At 65.7% G+C, this 14,101-nt stretch carries 16 protein-coding genes and 1 tRNA gene; 7 read left to right on the forward strand and 10 right to left on the reverse strand.

Annotated features, from left to right (window positions below):
• Nucleotides 1–19: 19 nt before the first annotated feature.
• Entirely contained in the window at nt 20–379 is a 360-nt protein-coding gene (locus tag SB4_RS12595) for a winged helix-turn-helix transcriptional regulator (RefSeq protein ID WP_058752835.1), read from the reverse strand.
• A 104-nt stretch (nt 380–483) separates the two neighbouring features.
• Here SB4_RS12595 and SB4_RS12600 point away from each other — a divergent pair, with 104 nt between their 5' ends.
• The 3 genes from SB4_RS12600 (at nt 484) to SB4_RS19625 (ending at nt 1,870) form a co-directional block, all read left to right on the forward strand.
• On the forward strand, nt 484–1,092 hold the full coding sequence (locus SB4_RS12600; protein WP_058752836.1) for an NAD(P)-dependent oxidoreductase: 609 nt from the start codon (nt 484–486) through the stop codon (nt 1,090–1,092).
• A gap of 142 nt (nt 1,093–1,234) precedes the next feature.
• Nucleotides 1,235–1,310, forward strand: a tRNA-Lys gene (locus SB4_RS12605).
• A 146-nt stretch (nt 1,311–1,456) separates the two neighbouring features.
• The gene (locus SB4_RS19625; RefSeq protein ID WP_153006201.1) at nt 1,457–1,870 is read left to right on the forward strand and encodes a hypothetical protein; all 414 of its coding nucleotides are present in this window, start codon (nt 1,457–1,459) and stop codon (nt 1,868–1,870) included.
• 76 nt (nt 1,871–1,946) lie between these two features.
• Here the strand turns inward: SB4_RS19625 and SB4_RS12610 are convergent, their stop codons facing one another.
• Nucleotides 1,947–3,551 (reverse strand): S10 family peptidase, encoded by a 1,605-nt coding sequence (locus SB4_RS12610; RefSeq protein ID WP_058752837.1) that lies wholly within the window; start codon nt 3,549–3,551, stop codon nt 1,947–1,949.
• Nucleotides 3,552–3,934: 383 nt separating this feature from the next.
• Nucleotides 3,935–6,520, reverse strand: a complete 2,586-nt coding sequence (locus SB4_RS12615) for a M1 family metallopeptidase (protein ID WP_058752838.1) — start codon at nt 6,518–6,520, stop codon at nt 3,935–3,937.
• A 142-nt stretch (nt 6,521–6,662) separates the two neighbouring features.
• Between SB4_RS12615 and SB4_RS12620 the strand changes: the two genes are divergently transcribed.
• A complete protein-coding gene (locus tag SB4_RS12620) occupies nt 6,663–7,637 on the forward strand; it encodes an NAD(P)H-dependent flavin oxidoreductase (RefSeq protein WP_193753812.1) in 975 nt (324 codons plus the stop codon).
• Between the two features lie 3 nt (nt 7,638–7,640).
• On the opposite strand, the gene SB4_RS12625 is transcribed toward SB4_RS12620, so the two are convergent.
• Together SB4_RS12625 and SB4_RS12630 are read right to left on the reverse strand one after the other, a co-directional pair.
• Entirely contained in the window at nt 7,641–8,102 is a 462-nt protein-coding gene (locus SB4_RS12625) for a DUF1465 family protein (protein ID WP_058752839.1), read from the reverse strand.
• Between the two features lie 76 nt (nt 8,103–8,178).
• Entirely contained in the window at nt 8,179–8,376 is a 198-nt protein-coding gene (locus SB4_RS12630) for a YdcH family protein (protein ID WP_058717638.1), read from the reverse strand.
• 217 nt (nt 8,377–8,593) lie between these two features.
• On the opposite strand from SB4_RS12630, the gene SB4_RS19005 reads away from it, so the two are divergent.
• Nucleotides 8,594–8,749 (forward strand): DUF465 domain-containing protein, encoded by a 156-nt coding sequence (locus SB4_RS19005; RefSeq protein WP_082670152.1) that lies wholly within the window; start codon nt 8,594–8,596, stop codon nt 8,747–8,749.
• A gap of 136 nt (nt 8,750–8,885) precedes the next feature.
• Here SB4_RS19005 and SB4_RS12635 read toward each other — a convergent pair whose 3' ends face one another.
• The 5 genes from SB4_RS12635 to SB4_RS12655 all read right to left on the reverse strand — a co-directional run bounded on the left by SB4_RS12635 (nt 8,886) and on the right by SB4_RS12655 (nt 11,801).
• Complete coding sequence (locus tag SB4_RS12635) at nt 8,886–9,290, reverse strand: PilZ domain-containing protein (protein WP_082670153.1); 405 nt, start codon at nt 9,288–9,290, stop codon at nt 8,886–8,888.
• 179 nt (nt 9,291–9,469) lie between these two features.
• Nucleotides 9,470–9,931, reverse strand: a complete 462-nt coding sequence (gene dksA, locus SB4_RS12640) for an RNA polymerase-binding protein DksA (protein WP_058732119.1) — start codon at nt 9,929–9,931, stop codon at nt 9,470–9,472.
• Nucleotides 9,932–10,663: 732 nt separating this feature from the next.
• Nucleotides 10,664–11,071 (reverse strand): hypothetical protein, encoded by a 408-nt coding sequence (locus SB4_RS20025; protein WP_058752840.1) that lies wholly within the window; start codon nt 11,069–11,071, stop codon nt 10,664–10,666.
• 48 nt (nt 11,072–11,119) lie between these two features.
• On the reverse strand, nt 11,120–11,305 hold the full coding sequence (locus tag SB4_RS20030) for a hypothetical protein (RefSeq protein ID WP_058732121.1): 186 nt from the start codon (nt 11,303–11,305) through the stop codon (nt 11,120–11,122).
• 64 nt (nt 11,306–11,369) lie between these two features.
• Entirely contained in the window at nt 11,370–11,801 is a 432-nt protein-coding gene (locus SB4_RS12655) for a host attachment family protein (RefSeq protein ID WP_058752841.1), read from the reverse strand.
• Between the two features lie 87 nt (nt 11,802–11,888).
• On the opposite strand from SB4_RS12655, the gene serS reads away from it, so the two are divergent.
• Both serS and surE read left to right on the forward strand, forming a co-directional pair.
• Nucleotides 11,889–13,166, forward strand: a complete 1,278-nt coding sequence (gene serS / locus SB4_RS12660; RefSeq protein WP_058752842.1) for a serine--tRNA ligase — start codon at nt 11,889–11,891, stop codon at nt 13,164–13,166.
• Nucleotides 13,166–13,930, forward strand: a complete 765-nt coding sequence (surE, locus tag SB4_RS12665) for a 5'/3'-nucleotidase SurE (RefSeq protein WP_058752843.1) — start codon at nt 13,166–13,168, stop codon at nt 13,928–13,930. The genes serS and surE overlap by 1 nt, the downstream gene beginning before the upstream one ends.
• The last annotated feature ends 171 nt before the right edge of the window (nt 13,931–14,101 follow it).

The raw sequence follows: 14,101 nt of genomic DNA on the forward strand, positions 1-14,101 counted from the left end.
CGATTCCGATCGCCGGGCCTTAGTCCTGGCCGCGCGCCCGATAGGCCGCCCGCGCCGCCTCGACTTCCGGCTGATGCCGGTCTGCCCAGCGGATCAGCCCGCGCATCGGCTCCAGAAACGAGCGCCCCAGATCGGTCAGCCGATATTCGACGCGCGGCGGCACCTCGGCATAGACGGTCCGCGCGACAAAGCCGTCCTCCTCCAGCCGGCGGAGCGTGCGCGACAGCATCTGCTTGGACACGTCGCCGATCCGCCGCAGCAACAAGTTGAACCGCAACGTCTCCGGCTCCAGCGCGGCGAGGACTAGCAGGCTCCACTGGTCGCCGATCCGGTCCAGCACCTCGCGGATCGGGCACCCGCCCTCCCCGGTCAGCGTCATGGTCACATTCGCGTGACCTGGTCCTTTCAAAAGGACGTCTTGTGGGGCGGCGCGGCTCTGCATAGCTCCACGGTCTACAAAGTGGACCATCGGAAGGAAAGACCATGAAGATTGCGCTGATCGGAGCCTCGGGCAATGCAGGCTCGCGCATCCTGAAGGAATTGTCGGACCGCGGCCATGCGGTGACCGCCATCGCGCGCCACCCCGATCGGATCGCCGCCCTGCCCGGCGTCACCCCTGTCGCGGGCGACCTGGGCGACACCGCCGCGCTGGCCGAAACACTGCACGGGCATGATGCGGTCGTCAGTTCGGTGCACTTCCTCGTCACAGACGCAAAGGGGCTGATCGGCACGGTGCGCGCCTCGGGCGTGAAACGCTATCTGGTCGTCGGCGGCGCGGGCAGCCTGGAGGTCGCGCCCGGCCAGCGGCTGATCGACCAGCCCGGCTTCCCGGAAGAGTATCGGGCCGAGGCAAGCGCGGGCGCCGACTTCCTCTCCCTGCTGCGGAGCGTCGAGGATCTGGACTGGACTTATCTCTCGCCCTCCGCCGCGTTCATCCCCGGCGAGCGGACCGGCCGGTTTCGGCTGGGCACCGACCAGTTAATCGCGACCGAAAACGGCAGCAGCATCTCGTTCGAGGATTACGCCATCGCACTCGCCGACGAGATCGAACAGCCGCGCCATATCCGCCAGCGCTTCACCGTCGGCTATTAAGGCCGCTCGCGGCCGGGATCGCCTTCATGATCCCGGCCGCAAGAAAAATGTCAAAAACCCTCTTGGCAGGTCAGACATGCCCGGCTAATAGCGCCCCACCAGATGGGGACCTCGCTTCCCCGCCATGCCGCAGACCGGCATCGGACGCATAGCTCAGTTGGTAGAGCAGCTGACTCTTAATCAGCGGGTCCTTGGTTCGAGCCCAAGTGCGTCCACCACCTCTCAATCAGCAATAAGCCACGCGCAATTCAAGTAGTGGCGCAGTGCTTCCGCTTAATTGCCGCCTGATGACAGGCTCGCCCCATCGCGTCATTGTGGCGCGATGAAAATCTCACGCCCGAAAACGATGGTCGCCGCCATAGGCTTGGCCGCGCTGATCGTCTTGATCGGCATCGCAGGGTGGCATGCGATGGAGCGGCGGCATGTGTCGACCATGCTGAACATCGCGACCTTGCCTGCCTCGGTCACGGACATTGCGTGCACCAGTTTCGGCTTCTCCGACGTGCTCGAACGATGCGCGTTTCGCGCGTCCAGTGCCGATATCGGCGCGCTTCTGCGGGGATACCGCTTCACTGCGGCTCGCTCCTGCGCCTCTGCGAAACCGGATGCCGGAGGACCCTGCCTCGAACCTCCGGGACGTCAGACGAGTCACAATTATTGCTGCGGCCCCGCAATCGGCCCGGACTTTCCCGTTGCCCACATTTTTGTCGCCCAGCCCAGGGAGTTCGACCATGGCGGCACGGTGACGGTCCTGACCGACAAAAGCGCACACGCGTGATGGTCGACCTCTATATCGAGTGACGCCCGCCCGTGCTGCCGGGCAGGGCCGCAGCGGGCGACACAGTCGGCTCAGATCACCGCGCCCCCTGCCCTGACGGCGGCACCGGCGGGGTCGCGGACTTCGCATCGCTCACCGCCTCGTCATACCAGCGCGACAAATCCGCCTTCATGCTCCGCAGCGCATCGGGGTTCAGGTAGGTCATGTGCCCCGCCGGATAATAGGTGAACCGCAAATTGGCCTGTTGTGCGGGCTCCAGCATCATGTGGCCCAGGTCGTTCTCGGTGCCGAAGAACGGCGTGGCCATGTCATAATAGCCGTTCATCGACAGCACCTTCAGATACGGGTTCGCCCGCATCGCCGCGGCCAGGTCGATCGCGGTGTTGGGATTGTTCTGCGACCCGTCGGGCGACTTGTGCTTCCAGTTCCAGGTCCAGCCCGCCGCGTCCCGGGCCGACAGGCGGTAGGGAAGCTCGGTCTTATAACCGAGCGTCGATTGCAGATAATCCTGAAAGGATGCGATATAAGCGCCTGAAATCGCGTCCGAAGAGGCATCCGTCTCCGGCGCCTCGCCCGCCGCGTCGGTGTCGATGCCGAGATACCGTGAGTCGAACCGCCCGACCGTGCGCGCCGATCCGCGCAGCAACTCCTTCTGAAAGCGCGGCAGGTCGATGCGCAGATTGGCGCGCTTGATATAGTCGGGCGAGATGCCGATCAGGCGGCTCATCTGCTCGGCGATCTGGTCGCGTTCCTGCGCCGAGATAGTCTGCCCCTTGGCCAGTGCCGACATATAGGGCCCGACCGCAAAGGCCCGCGCCTGCGCCACCACGGTCGCGACATCGGCGGGTCGCTCGGCCAGGCGGTTGTGATACCAGGCGGTCGCCGCGTAGCTGGGCAGGTAATTGAGATAGACCTGATCCAGCCCCGGCTGGCGATAACCGTAATTCATGATCGAGCTGAGCAGGATAACCCCGTTCAGCGCCATGCCCCGCTCCTGCAACTGATAGGCCAGCGCGCCCGAGCGCAGCGTGCCATAGCTTTCGCCGAGCAGGAATTTCGGGCTCATCCACCGACCATATTTGGTGACGTAGCGCTGGATCGCGCCCGCGAAGACATCGACATCCTCGTCCACGCCGTAGAAGTGCGCAGGCTTCATATCGCCCAGCGGCCGTGAATAGCCGGTGCCGATCGCGTCGAGGAACACCAGGTCGGTCTTGTCGAGCAGCGAGTCCGGGTTCGGCCCGACGTCATAGGGGGCGGGCCGCACGAACTCCGGACTGGTCGTGCGGATACGGATCGGCGCGAACGAGCCCATGCGCAGCCAGAAGGACGGCGATCCCGGTCCGCCATTATACAGGAAGGTCACCGGCCGCTTGGTGCCCGGCTTCACGCCGTCGAGCGTATAGGCGGTGTAGAACATCGAGGCGGTCGGCTTGCCCTCGATATCGCGGATGGTCAGCGTGCCCGCCGACGCGACATAGGGATAGGCGCGACCGCCGATGGTCACGCTGTCGCGGTGGCGCACCTCGGTTTCGTCGAGCGGCGCGCGGGCCCAGGCGGCCTCCACCTCGGCCTTGGCGGCCTCGTGGTGCGCGGCCTTCTTCTCCCCCTCCTCCTGCGCGGCAAGCGGCGCGGTCAGGGCGGTGGCGGCGAGGAGCAGGACAAGGCTGTTGCGGATCACGAAGCGCTCACGAAAAATCTGACGAGGCCGTCATCGTTCCCGCGTTTCGGAATAGGAAGCAAGGGGTTGCAGGGCCAGGGGGCGATTATCGTTTGGCCTGTTCACACCAAGGGCGATCGAAGGCCGCGCTTATCGCCTCGATACAGACTGTTCCCCGGCGAAGGCCGGGGTCCAGATGCCACCTGGAAGCGATGGCAGGTTGAATCTGAGTGGGAGGCAGATTGGCCTTCCACTGCTGTTCTTATTTCCTCTCACCTCACCGAGACTGGGCCCCGGCCTTCGCCGGGGAACGGCTTGGATTTTGGATGCGCGCACGGTCTTTAACGTCGTTGGGGCTGGACGGAGATTCGGCTGGCGGGGAACGGCCCCCGCCAGCCCTTCGATCAGCGCGCCAGCCAGGCTTGGACGGCAGGCTTCAGGCGGTCGGCCACCGCTTTGCGCACCGCGATCTGCGCGATCGAGCGCTTGGCACCGCCGCGGGAACCCTCGGGCAGGTTGGCGGCGGCCCAGGCTTCGATCTTGCCGGGCATCGCTGGGTCGTTCGAGCCCGCGCCCAGCCCGACGATGAAGGTCGAACGGTTGCTCTCCTCCAGGAAGCTGTCGACCAGCGGCTTGTTCGCCACTGCCCAGTCGAACGCCAAGTCGGGATGTGCGCCCGCGATCGAGCGGAGCAGCGACGCGCGCTGCGGCGGGGTGAAGGTGTTGTCCTTCAAGACGCTCAGCGCCCGGCGCGCCGCCCCCTCGTCCTCGGCATAGCCCAGCAGCGAGACATAGCGGTTCTTGACCACCGGATTGCGCTCCGCCTTGGCCAGTTCATACAACCGGTCCCATTCCGACGGCGTCGCGCGGGTGGCGTAGGTGGCCAGGATCGGCTGGCGGATCGCCGCCGGGATCGCGTCCGGGTTCTTCGCCAGCGCGGCGACATAACCCCGCGCGCGGGCCGCGACCATAGCGTCGCCGCTGGTGCCCAGGCGGCCGATCAGCGTCTCGCGCAGGTTGGAGACGGGTGCCTCTTCGCCCGGCTTCGCCTCGAACCCGACCCGTGCCAGCACCGGCGACAGGATCGCGGCGATCTTGGCACGCAGCGGCTTTTCGAGCGGCGTGCCCTCATACAGGCCATCCAGGCGCGACAATTCTCCGGTTACGGTCTGCCACTCCAGCGGATCGGCCTCGGGCTGGACCTGCGCCATCAGGTCGAACCAGCGAGCCAAGCTCTGATAGCCGCCCGCCGCCAGCGCATAATCGTCGCCCAGCGTACCCAGCCGGTCCTCCAGCGACAGCTTGGCATAGTCGCGTACGATCGCAGCATGGCCCGCATCGTCATACATGACGCGCGTATAGGAGCCCTTGCCCTGGTTCAGGACCAGTGTGCCGCAACCGCCGACGGTGACGGGCGCCGGGGTCGCCCCGGTGACGATGGTGCTGGTTTCACCGCCACCGATCGTCGCGACGCGGATCGGCACGTGCCAGGTCTGCGCGGCCTTCGACGCCTCGTCCAAGCCGAACCGGCCCTGCGACAGCATCGCCACGGTCTTGCCGCCCTCGCAACGCGTACCCGACAGGGTGATCAGCGGCACACCGGCCTGCAGCGTGAAGTCGTGCGCAATGGCCGCGACATTGGTGCCGGACGCCTTGGACAGTTCCTCCCACAGCTGCTCGGTCACCGTGTTCTGATATTTGTACTTGGCCATGTAGGACCGGATGCCCTTGCGGAACACGTCGGGGCCGAGGGTCGATTCCAGCATCCCGATGACCGCCTGGCCCTTCAGATAGGTGATGCTGTCGAACGCCTCGCCGATCTGGTCGACCGTCTCGACCTTGCGGATGATCGGATGGGTCGCGGCGGTGGCGTCGATGCCCATCGCCGATTCCCGCTCGCCCGCGATATTGGCGGCGGCGGCCTTCCAGCTGGGGTTGAGGTCGTTGGAGGCCTTGCCCTCCATCCACGACGCGAAGCCCTCGTTCAGCCACAGATCGTCCCACCAGCGCGGGGTGACGAGATCGCCGAACCACTGGTGCGCCATTTCATGCGCGACGACAGTGTAGATGCGCTGGCGATTGCTCTCGGTCATGACCTTGGGATTGAAGAGCAGTTCGTTCTCAAAATAGAAGATCGCGCCCCAATTCTCCATCGCGCCAAAGAACTGGCTGGAGCCCGGCCCCGCGATCATGTCCATCTTGGGCAGCGGATAAGGGGTGCCGAAATAATCATTGTAATAGGAGAGCAGCCTGGACGCGGAAGCCAGCGCATAGTCGCCCTGGTCGACCACGCCCTTGCGGCTGACCACGCCGATCTGGACGCCGTTGGCATCCACCGTCTTGCGGTCGAGATTGCCCGAGCCGAAATAGAGCAGATAGCTCGACATGACCGGCGTCTCGTCGAAGCGATAGAGCTGGCTGCCATCGGCCTGGGTGGTAATGGAGGCGGCGGGCATGTTGCTGATCGCGCGCTGGCCCTTGGGCGCGGTGGCGCTCAGGCGGAACTTGGCCTTGAAGGCGGGCTCGTCCCACATCGGCGCGAAGCGGCGCGCATCGGGCGCCTCGAACTGGGTCGCCAGCATCCGGTCCGCCGTGCCGTCGGCATTCGTATAGTCGATCGCGAACAGGCCGTTGGCCGAACGGTTGATCGTGCCGGTCCAGGCCAGGCCGACCTTGTGCCGCCCCGCGCTCGCCGCCTGCGGCAGCGTCAGGGTCAGCGTCTGGGCAGTCTTGTCGAGCGCGAAGGGCACCGGCTTGCCGTCAAAGGTGGCGCGGGTCACCGTCAATTCGGCGGCGTTCAGGACGATGGTCGCGGTCGCCTGGCGCACATCGACATCGACCGTTTCCTCGCCCGCGAAGGTCATCGCCTTTGCATCGGGACGGACGGTGATGTCGTACAGGACCGGCGCGACGGTCTGGGGCAGCTGCCCGGCGGCAAGGGCGGGCGCGGAAACGGTCAGAGCAAGCAGGACGGACAGGGCGGACTTCATCGCGTTCAAGGCCTTTCGACGGAGAATGACCAAGCTCTACGCCGTCGACGGCGCAAAGCAAATGACGCCTATGTCACTTTATTACATTCACTGACCTCTCAGCCTCTCTGGACAGACCTTACGTTTACGTTATCGTCAAGTCATGAGCCTGCTCCCTACCCTGAGTCGCCCGCCCTTCGACCGCATGACACTGCCGGTCATCGGATCGCCGCTGTTCATCATCTCCAATCCCGATCTGGTCATCGCCCAGTGTAAGGCGGGGATCGTGGGGTCCTTCCCGGCGCTGAACGCACGGCCCGCCAGCCTGCTCGACGAATGGCTGCACCGCATTACCGAGGAGCTGGCGGCGCATGACCGCGCGCATCCCGACCGTCCGGCCGCGCCCTTTGCGGTCAACCAGATCGTCCACCGCTCCAACGACCGGCTGGAGGCCGATCTAGCGGTCTGCGCCAAGTGGAAGGTGCCGATCGTCATCACCTCGCTGGGCGCGCGCGAGGATGTGAATGCGGGCGTCCACAGCTGGGGCGGGATCACTTTGCACGACGTGATCGACGACCGTTTCGCACGCAAGGCGATCGAAAAGGGCGCGGACGGCCTGATCGCGGTGGCGACGGGCGCGGGTGGCCATGCCGGGCGACTGTCACCCTTCGCACTAGTCCAGGAAATCCGGGCATGGTTCGACGGACCGCTCGCGCTGGCGGGGGCCATCGCGACCGGCGACGCGATCCTGGCAGCGCAGGCGATGGGCGCCGACTTCGCCTATATCGGCTCGCCCTTCATCGCGACGCAAGAAGCCAACGCGGCCGAGGCTTATAAGCAGGCGGTGGTCGACGGCCGGGCGAGCGACATCATCTACTCCAGCCTGTTTACCGGGGTGCACGGCAATTACCTGCGCGCCTCGATCTTGGCGGCGGGTCTGGACCCCGATCACCTGCCCGACGGCGATGCCCAGACGATGAACTTCGGCGGTGGCCAGGCAGCCAAGGCGTGGCGCGACATCTGGGGCGCGGGCCAAGGCATCGGCGCGGTCGACCGGATCGTCCCCGCCGCCGAGCGGATCGCCACCCTGGCCCAGCAATATGCGGCGGCGCGGGAACGCCTGTCGCTGAGAGGATAAGCCTTAAAAGGCCTGGTCGAGCCGGGCGTGGAGCAGTTGGACAGGGCCGACCTCCGGCATATGCTGGTCGGCCAGCTGGTCCAGTCGCTGGACGCGCCGATGCAGGTCCAGGCTGGCCCAGGTCAGTGTCCGGGCATGAGGCGGCAGTTCGACCACATCCCGCTCCTCCGACTCCGGTGAGCTGCCAAGCCGCCGCACCGGATCGCGCGCCTCGGTCCAGCCCATCTCACCTGCCTCGACCGCGCGTTGGGTCAGGACCCAGGCGATGACGTGCATCAGCCGCGTCGTCACTTTCAGGGATTCGCAGGAAAAGGCGACGCGTGCGACCGGATCGAGCGAATCGCGTTCCTGCCGACCGATCCCGTCGAAATAGCCGCGCGCAGCCTCCGCCAGAGTCATGGCCTCAGTGAAAAGGCCATCGATCAGCTTCGATTGAAACGGGGAGTCGGACAGGACGAGGATCATGACCGTATCGCTCGCATGAGGCGAAAGGGTCGGACAAGGGCCTGGATCGGCATGCCTGTCCCGATACGATGCGGGGTCAGGCGATGATGTCGGGGATCAGTCGATCTTCCAACTCGGCCAGCTCGTCACGCAGGCGCAATTTACGTTTCTTCAGGCGCGCGATCTGCAACTGGTCGGGAGTATTGGACTGCAACAACGCCGCGATCGCATCGTCCAGATCACGATGCTCCATGCGCAACAGGTCGATCCGCGCGCGCGCCAGCGTGATGTCCATCCTGCTCTCCCTGCCGGGTCGGCGCGGGGAAAGCCCGACACCACATGCGCCCCTGTAGCAAGCCTGTGCCCGCACCGCGAGAGGCGGCAGTACGTCCCATCGCGTCGTCCCGCCAAATCGCTCGACCGGTCGATTCTGACCAAAATGTGGGGGGACAGATCGGCGATTTGGTGATTTACTGACTCTCCCGAAGCAAACGACAGGAGGTTGAAGCCCTATGCATACGGCGCATCAAACGGCCCTGGAGACCAAGCACGCCACGCTCGACCGGCGAATCAGCGCCGAATCGCAGCGTCCCGTGCCAGACGCCTTAGTCCTGGCGGATCTGAAAAAGCAAAAGCTGAAGCTGAAGGAAGAATTGCAAGGCCTATAGGCCCTGTTCGGCCGCGCGGGTCACCGGACCTGCCGCGGCCCTTGCGGGGACGCGGTATGATATCGGCCGAGATCGCAGGACAACAGCGAAGCACAAAGGCCCCGCGACCGAAATTCCCTTTACCGAATGCGCGACCTTAGCGGCCGAATGGCTTGGTCTTCGGCACTGTGGCGGACTTGGCATAGTCCGGGGTCGAGGCTCCCCCACCTACCGGCTTGCGCACCATCTTCGGATCGATCTGCCGATCGAAGGCGACGCCGACGCGCCCCTGGGTGCACCAGGCGATGCGGCCCGAGATCGGCCCCACACCGCGCAGTTCGAGCGCCACCGGCGAGCCGATTTCCGCCGACACGGGCAACTCGGCCATCAATCCGCCTTCGGAGATATTGCGAACCCGTACCTCGCGCGGCGCGGTCTCACCATCCAGCGTCATGTGCGCCATCAGTAGCAGGCTGTCACGCTGCCCCGCCCGATCGCTCTGATCCTGTTCGTTCTCGGCCATCGCTGATCCGGTTTCAGAGGTGCGGTTGATCGCGTCCATATCGACTTCCGTGTTCGACGATTATGCGGCCAAGCGGATTACCCAAATCCACATTGCCAACATATTAATGCAAGCCGGACAGCACAGGATTGCCGCCCGGGGCAAGCCCTTTTGCGCCTGTCCTGGGCGGTCGGCCGATCACGGTCACGGCAAGCAGAACCGCGCCGGCCGTCATCGCATCAATCGTCGCGCGAAACCTTCTCGTTCCGCTCGTGCCGCTCCTGCGCCTCGACCGTCATGGTCGCGATGGGGCGTGCCTCCAGGCGGCCCAGGCTGATCGGCTCGCCGGTCACTTCGCAATAGCCATATTCGCCTTCGTCGAGGCGGCGAAGGGCCGCGTCGATCTTGGAGATCAGCTTGCGCTGGCGATCGCGGGTGCGCAGCTCGATCGACCAGTCGGTTTCGCTCGACGCGCGATCGGTCAGGTCGGGTTCGCGCAGCGAATCAATCTGAAGCTGCGACAGGGTGCCCTGCGCCTCGCGCTGAATCGATTCCTTCCAATCGGTCAGCTTGCGCCGAAAATAAGCCTGCTGCTTCAGGCTCATGAACGGCTCATCCGCACTCGGACGATAATTCTCGTCGATATCATTGGCCACATCCGGCCCAGTGGAATCCGTCACGCGATTAAACACCGTCGCCATACCACTCTCCCAAAGGGCCCGTCGGTGCGACGTTCGGCACCGTAATATCGGGACCGCCCCCTGATGGTTGAGAGGGCCTATAGTCGGTGCCACCTTCTGCCGCAAGCGACCACCATTTCATCGTAACTATCATTTCTATAATAATATTGCGGCATGAACCTATTATGGACGCAACGCTCCGAAATCGGAGTATTTCCACACCCGATCATCGAATCTCCCATCGGACCGGGGTGGATTGCCTATCAGGCATAAAGTTCCCCGCGCCCGAATCCCAAAGCCGGACGTTATGCGGAACTAGAGGCTTGGAGCTTAAGGCTTTCTTGGTCACTATGATGACATAGGCGTTCCGATAACCGCATACGGGCCGTCAGGCGGCGGGGCCGCATGATGTTCACCGCGGGTGGAACGGCACCGTGTTGAGGATGTGAGAATGTCAGTGCGAATGGCCTTGGCGAAGCTGACGGCATGTGCCGCGGGCGGCGCCGTGATCGGCGGAGGGGCCGTCCACATGGTGGACCATCCCCAGCGTCCTGCGCTGGTCAAGCAGACCAAGGTGAAGAAGAAGCGGATCGTCCACCGCGATCCGCCACGCACACCGCGTCGTGTCGTCACGCGCCGCGTCGCCACCACCACGACAACGCCGCCGCCCACCATCGTGACCGTGACTACCGAAGCGCCTCCGGTTCCCGTTCCCCTTCCCCCTACCGGCCCGTCGCTGGCATCGGGCGGCGGCTATGTCCCTGCCGTGATCGGCGGCTGGGGTGGCGGCTTCGGTGGAGGTTGGGGCGGCGGCTTTGGCGGCGGCTTTGGCTTTGGCGGGGGCGGCTCCAGCGGCAGCGTGGTGATCTCCTCGACCAGCAGCGGCGGATCAACGTCCACTTCGTCCGCTTCGGGTGGATCGGGCGGGTCGTCCAGTTCCAGCTCGACCGGCGGGGTCAGCAGCACGTCGTCCAGCGGCAATGTGTCGAGCACCTCGTCCAGCGGAAACGTGTCATCCACGTCCTCGACCGGGGGATCATCCACCTCCTCGGGCAACGTGTCGTCGACATCCTCGACGGGCGGCTCGTCCACCTCGTCGGGCAACATCTCCTCGACCAGCGCGTCCTCGGGCAATGTCAGTTCGTCGAGCGCGTCGAGCACATCATCGGCGTCGTCCGCGTCTTCGGCATCGTCCGCTTCGTCCAGCGGCTATGGGTCGAGCAGCGATGGCTGGTCGTCCAACGGCTCCTCGGCCAGTTCGGCGTCGAGTGCGTCCAGCGCCTCGTCGGCGAGCAGTGCGTCGTCGTCGGGCAATGACGATCCGCCACCGCCCACCCCGGTGCCGGCACCGCCGATGGTGCTGCTCTTTGGCGGCGCGGCGGCGGCGCTCGTCATCCGGCGGCGACTGGCTAGGCCAAAGGCCGCCTGACCTCACCGCCGCCGGACGCGGCGTGACGTTTTACGCCTTTTGCAGCGCGGCCTCGATCTCCGGCACGGGATGGCCGGTCAGGTCCTTGGCCAGTTCGCCGACCAGCCGGTCCTCGACCGCCTTGTGATAATGTTTGCGCAGTTCGCCCAGCGTCTTGGGCGGAGCCACGACGACCAGCGACTCGAACTCGTTGGCGAGCGCGCGACGCTTGAGCATCTCGGCGGTCTCGGCCGCGAAGCGATCCTCCTCCTGCTGGTGGAAATCGGTCTCGCCCATCGTGCCGCCGGTGGTCGAGGAAGCCTGGCCCGCCCGGTCGGTTTTCTGGTCGTGGTCGGCCGGATTGGGGTGTTCTACCGCCTGCTCGACGATCAGATTGGGATATTCGGCATCCCCGTCGTTCCGAAAGAACAGGCTTTTGCGGCCATCGACGACCAGCACGAAGCTGTTATGCGGCACCTGCATCGCGTTTCTCCTTCTATGGGCTGGGATAACGCGGACGCTTCGCCACGGGTTGCGTGTCGGCGGAGCGGAGGCCATAGCCTCGCCCCCATGCACGACATCCAATCGATACGGAAAGAACCCGCCGCCTTCGACGCCGCGCTCGCCAAGCGGAGCGCCGCCGCCCAGGCCGACAGCCTGATCGCGATCGACCAGCGTCGCCGCACCGTCATCGACGAAGCGCAGGCCGCCCAGACCCGCCGCAACGACCTGTCCAAACAGATCGGCCAGGCCAAGGCGGCGGGCGACCATGCTCGGGCTGAGGCGCTGATGCAGGAAGTAGCGCAGATCAAGGCGCGGCTTCCCGAGCTGGAGGAGCAGGAGCGCATCGTCGCGGCCGAGCTGAACACCGCGCTCGCCGCCATTCCCAACCTGCCCGCCGCCGATGTGCCGGAAGGCGCGGATGAGAATGACAATGTCCTGGTCCATCAGAAGGGGGAGCCAGCGACCTTCGCCTTCGAGGCGCGCGAGCATGACGTGATCGCCCCCGCCCTGGGCATGGATTTCGAGACCGGCGTCGCCCTGTCGGGCGCACGCTTCACCCTGCTGCGCGGGGCGATGGCGCGCCTGTCGCGCGCGCTCGGCCAGTTCATGCTTGACCGCATGACCGAGGAAAACGGCTTCGAGCTGGTCCAGCCGCCGCTGCTGGTCCGCGACGAGGCCGCGTTCGGCACCGGCCAGCTGCCCAAGTTCGCCGACGATCTGTTCCGCACCACCGATGGCCGCTGGCTGATCCCGACGGCCGAGGTTTCGCTGACCAACATCGTGCGCGAGGCGATCCTGAGCGAGACGGAGCTGCCGCTGCGCTTCACTGCGCTGACCCCCTGCTTTCGCTCGGAAGCGGGCGCGGCGGGACGCGACACGCGCGGCCTGATCCGCCAGCATCAGTTCGACAAGGTTGAGATGGTGTCGATCACCACGCCCGAACAGTCGGATGCAGAGCATGAGGGGATGACCGTCTGCGCCGAGGGCGTGCTAGAGGCGCTGGGCCTGCCCTATCGCCGGATGCTGCTGTGCACCGGCGACATGGGTTTCTCGGCCGCGCGCACTTATGACCTCGAAGTCTGGCTGCCCGGACAGGCGCGCTATCGCGAGATTTCGTCCTGCTCGACCTGCACCGATTTCCAGGCGCGGCGGATGATGGCGCGCTATCGCCCGACCGAGGGCAAGGGCACCCGCTTCGTCCACACCCTCAATGGCTCGGGGCTGGCAGTCGGCCGGACGCTCGTCGCAGTGATCGAGAATTATCAGCAGGCCGATGGCTCGGTCGTCGTTCCGCAAGTCCTTCGTCCCTATCTCGGCGGACAGGCGGTGCTGGAGCCGCGCTGATGCGCATCCTGCTCACCAACGACGATGGCTATCACGCGCCCGGGCTCGCCGCGCTGGAGCAGATCGCCGCGACGCTTTCGGATGACGTCTGGATCGTCGCCCCGGCCGAGGACCAGTCGGGGACCAGCCGCTCGCTGACCCTGACGCGGCCGATGCGGTTGCGCCAGTTCGGCGAGCGGCGCTTTGCCGTCACCGGCACGCCGACCGATTCGGTGCTGATGGCGCTGGGCGAGGTGATGCGCGACAAAAAGCCCGACCTGATCCTGTCCGGCGTCAATCGCGGCGCCAATCTGGGCGAGGACGTGTTCTATTCCGGGACGGTTTCGGCGGCGATGGAAGGCGCACTGGCGGGTATCCGATCGATCGCGCTCAGCCAGCGCTACCCTGCGCAAGGGGTCGGCGACCGCGTATCCTTCGCCACGGCCGAGGCGTGGGGCGAACGCGTGCTGCGGCCGTTGCTGGCCCAGGATTTCGCGCCCCGAACGCTGGTCAATGTGAACTTCCCGCCCGTCACGCCCGAGGCGGTGAAGGGCATCAGCGTCACCCGGCAGGGCTTGCGCGACTATGGCCGCGCCACGCTGGAGAAGCGCACCGACCCGCGCGGCTACGACTATTACTGGCTGGCGCTGGGCCGCCTGCCGCATCAGCCGGGCGACGATACCGATCTGGATGCGGTGGCCGATGATCGGATCGCGGTCACCCCGTTGCATCTCGACCTGACGCACGCGTCTTCGCTTGCTATGCTTAACGAAGCGTATCGCTGAGTTAAGAGCCGGGGGGACTAAGGCGTGGGGCGGATTGTGACATCCATCGGCGGGGTGATCGGGGCCGGGTTGCTGTTGTCCGCCTGCATCCCGAACATGGAGCCTCCGATGAGCGCAGCCGAGCCGGTCGCCCCGCCGCCGCCGCTTCCGCAGGCGAGCAGCGTCCCGCCC

This window comes from Sphingomonas sanguinis, assembly GCF_001476905.1.
GTDB classification, from domain to species: Bacteria; Pseudomonadota; Alphaproteobacteria; order Sphingomonadales; family Sphingomonadaceae; genus Sphingomonas; species Sphingomonas sanguinis_B.

What these genes read in the sequence shown, in the direction of transcription:
- SB4_RS12595 (WP_058752835.1), bottom strand. Translation starts at nt 379, where the DNA reads ATGACGCTGACCGGGGAGGGCGGGTGCCCGATCCGCGAGGTGCTGGAC.
- SB4_RS12600 (WP_058752836.1), top strand. Translation starts at nt 484, where the DNA reads ATGAAGATTGCGCTGATCGGAGCCTCGGGCAATGCAGGCTCGCGCATC.
- SB4_RS12615 (WP_058752838.1), bottom strand. Translation starts at nt 6,520, where the DNA reads ATGAAGTCCGCCCTGTCCGTCCTGCTTGCTCTGACCGTTTCCGCGCCC.
- SB4_RS12620 (WP_193753812.1), top strand. Translation starts at nt 6,663, where the DNA reads ATGAGCCTGCTCCCTACCCTGAGTCGCCCGCCCTTCGACCGCATGACA.
- SB4_RS12625 (WP_058752839.1), bottom strand. Translation starts at nt 8,102, where the DNA reads ATGATCCTCGTCCTGTCCGACTCCCCGTTTCAATCGAAGCTGATCGAT.
- SB4_RS12630 (WP_058717638.1), bottom strand. Translation starts at nt 8,376, where the DNA reads ATGGACATCACGCTGGCGCGCGCGCGGATCGACCTGTTGCGCATGGAG.
- SB4_RS19005 (WP_082670152.1), top strand. Translation starts at nt 8,594, where the DNA reads ATGCATACGGCGCATCAAACGGCCCTGGAGACCAAGCACGCCACGCTC.
- SB4_RS12635 (WP_082670153.1), bottom strand. Translation starts at nt 9,290, where the DNA reads ATGGACGCGATCAACCGCACCTCTGAAACCGGATCAGCGATGGCCGAG.
- dksA (WP_058732119.1), bottom strand. Translation starts at nt 9,931, where the DNA reads ATGGCGACGGTGTTTAATCGCGTGACGGATTCCACTGGGCCGGATGTG.
- SB4_RS20030 (WP_058732121.1), bottom strand. Translation starts at nt 11,305, where the DNA reads ATGACGAGCGCCGCCGCCGCGCCGCCAAAGAGCAGCACCATCGGCGGT.
- SB4_RS12655 (WP_058752841.1), bottom strand. Translation starts at nt 11,801, where the DNA reads ATGCAGGTGCCGCATAACAGCTTCGTGCTGGTCGTCGATGGCCGCAAA.
- serS (WP_058752842.1), top strand. Translation starts at nt 11,889, where the DNA reads ATGCACGACATCCAATCGATACGGAAAGAACCCGCCGCCTTCGACGCC.
- surE (WP_058752843.1), top strand. Translation starts at nt 13,166, where the DNA reads ATGCGCATCCTGCTCACCAACGACGATGGCTATCACGCGCCCGGGCTC.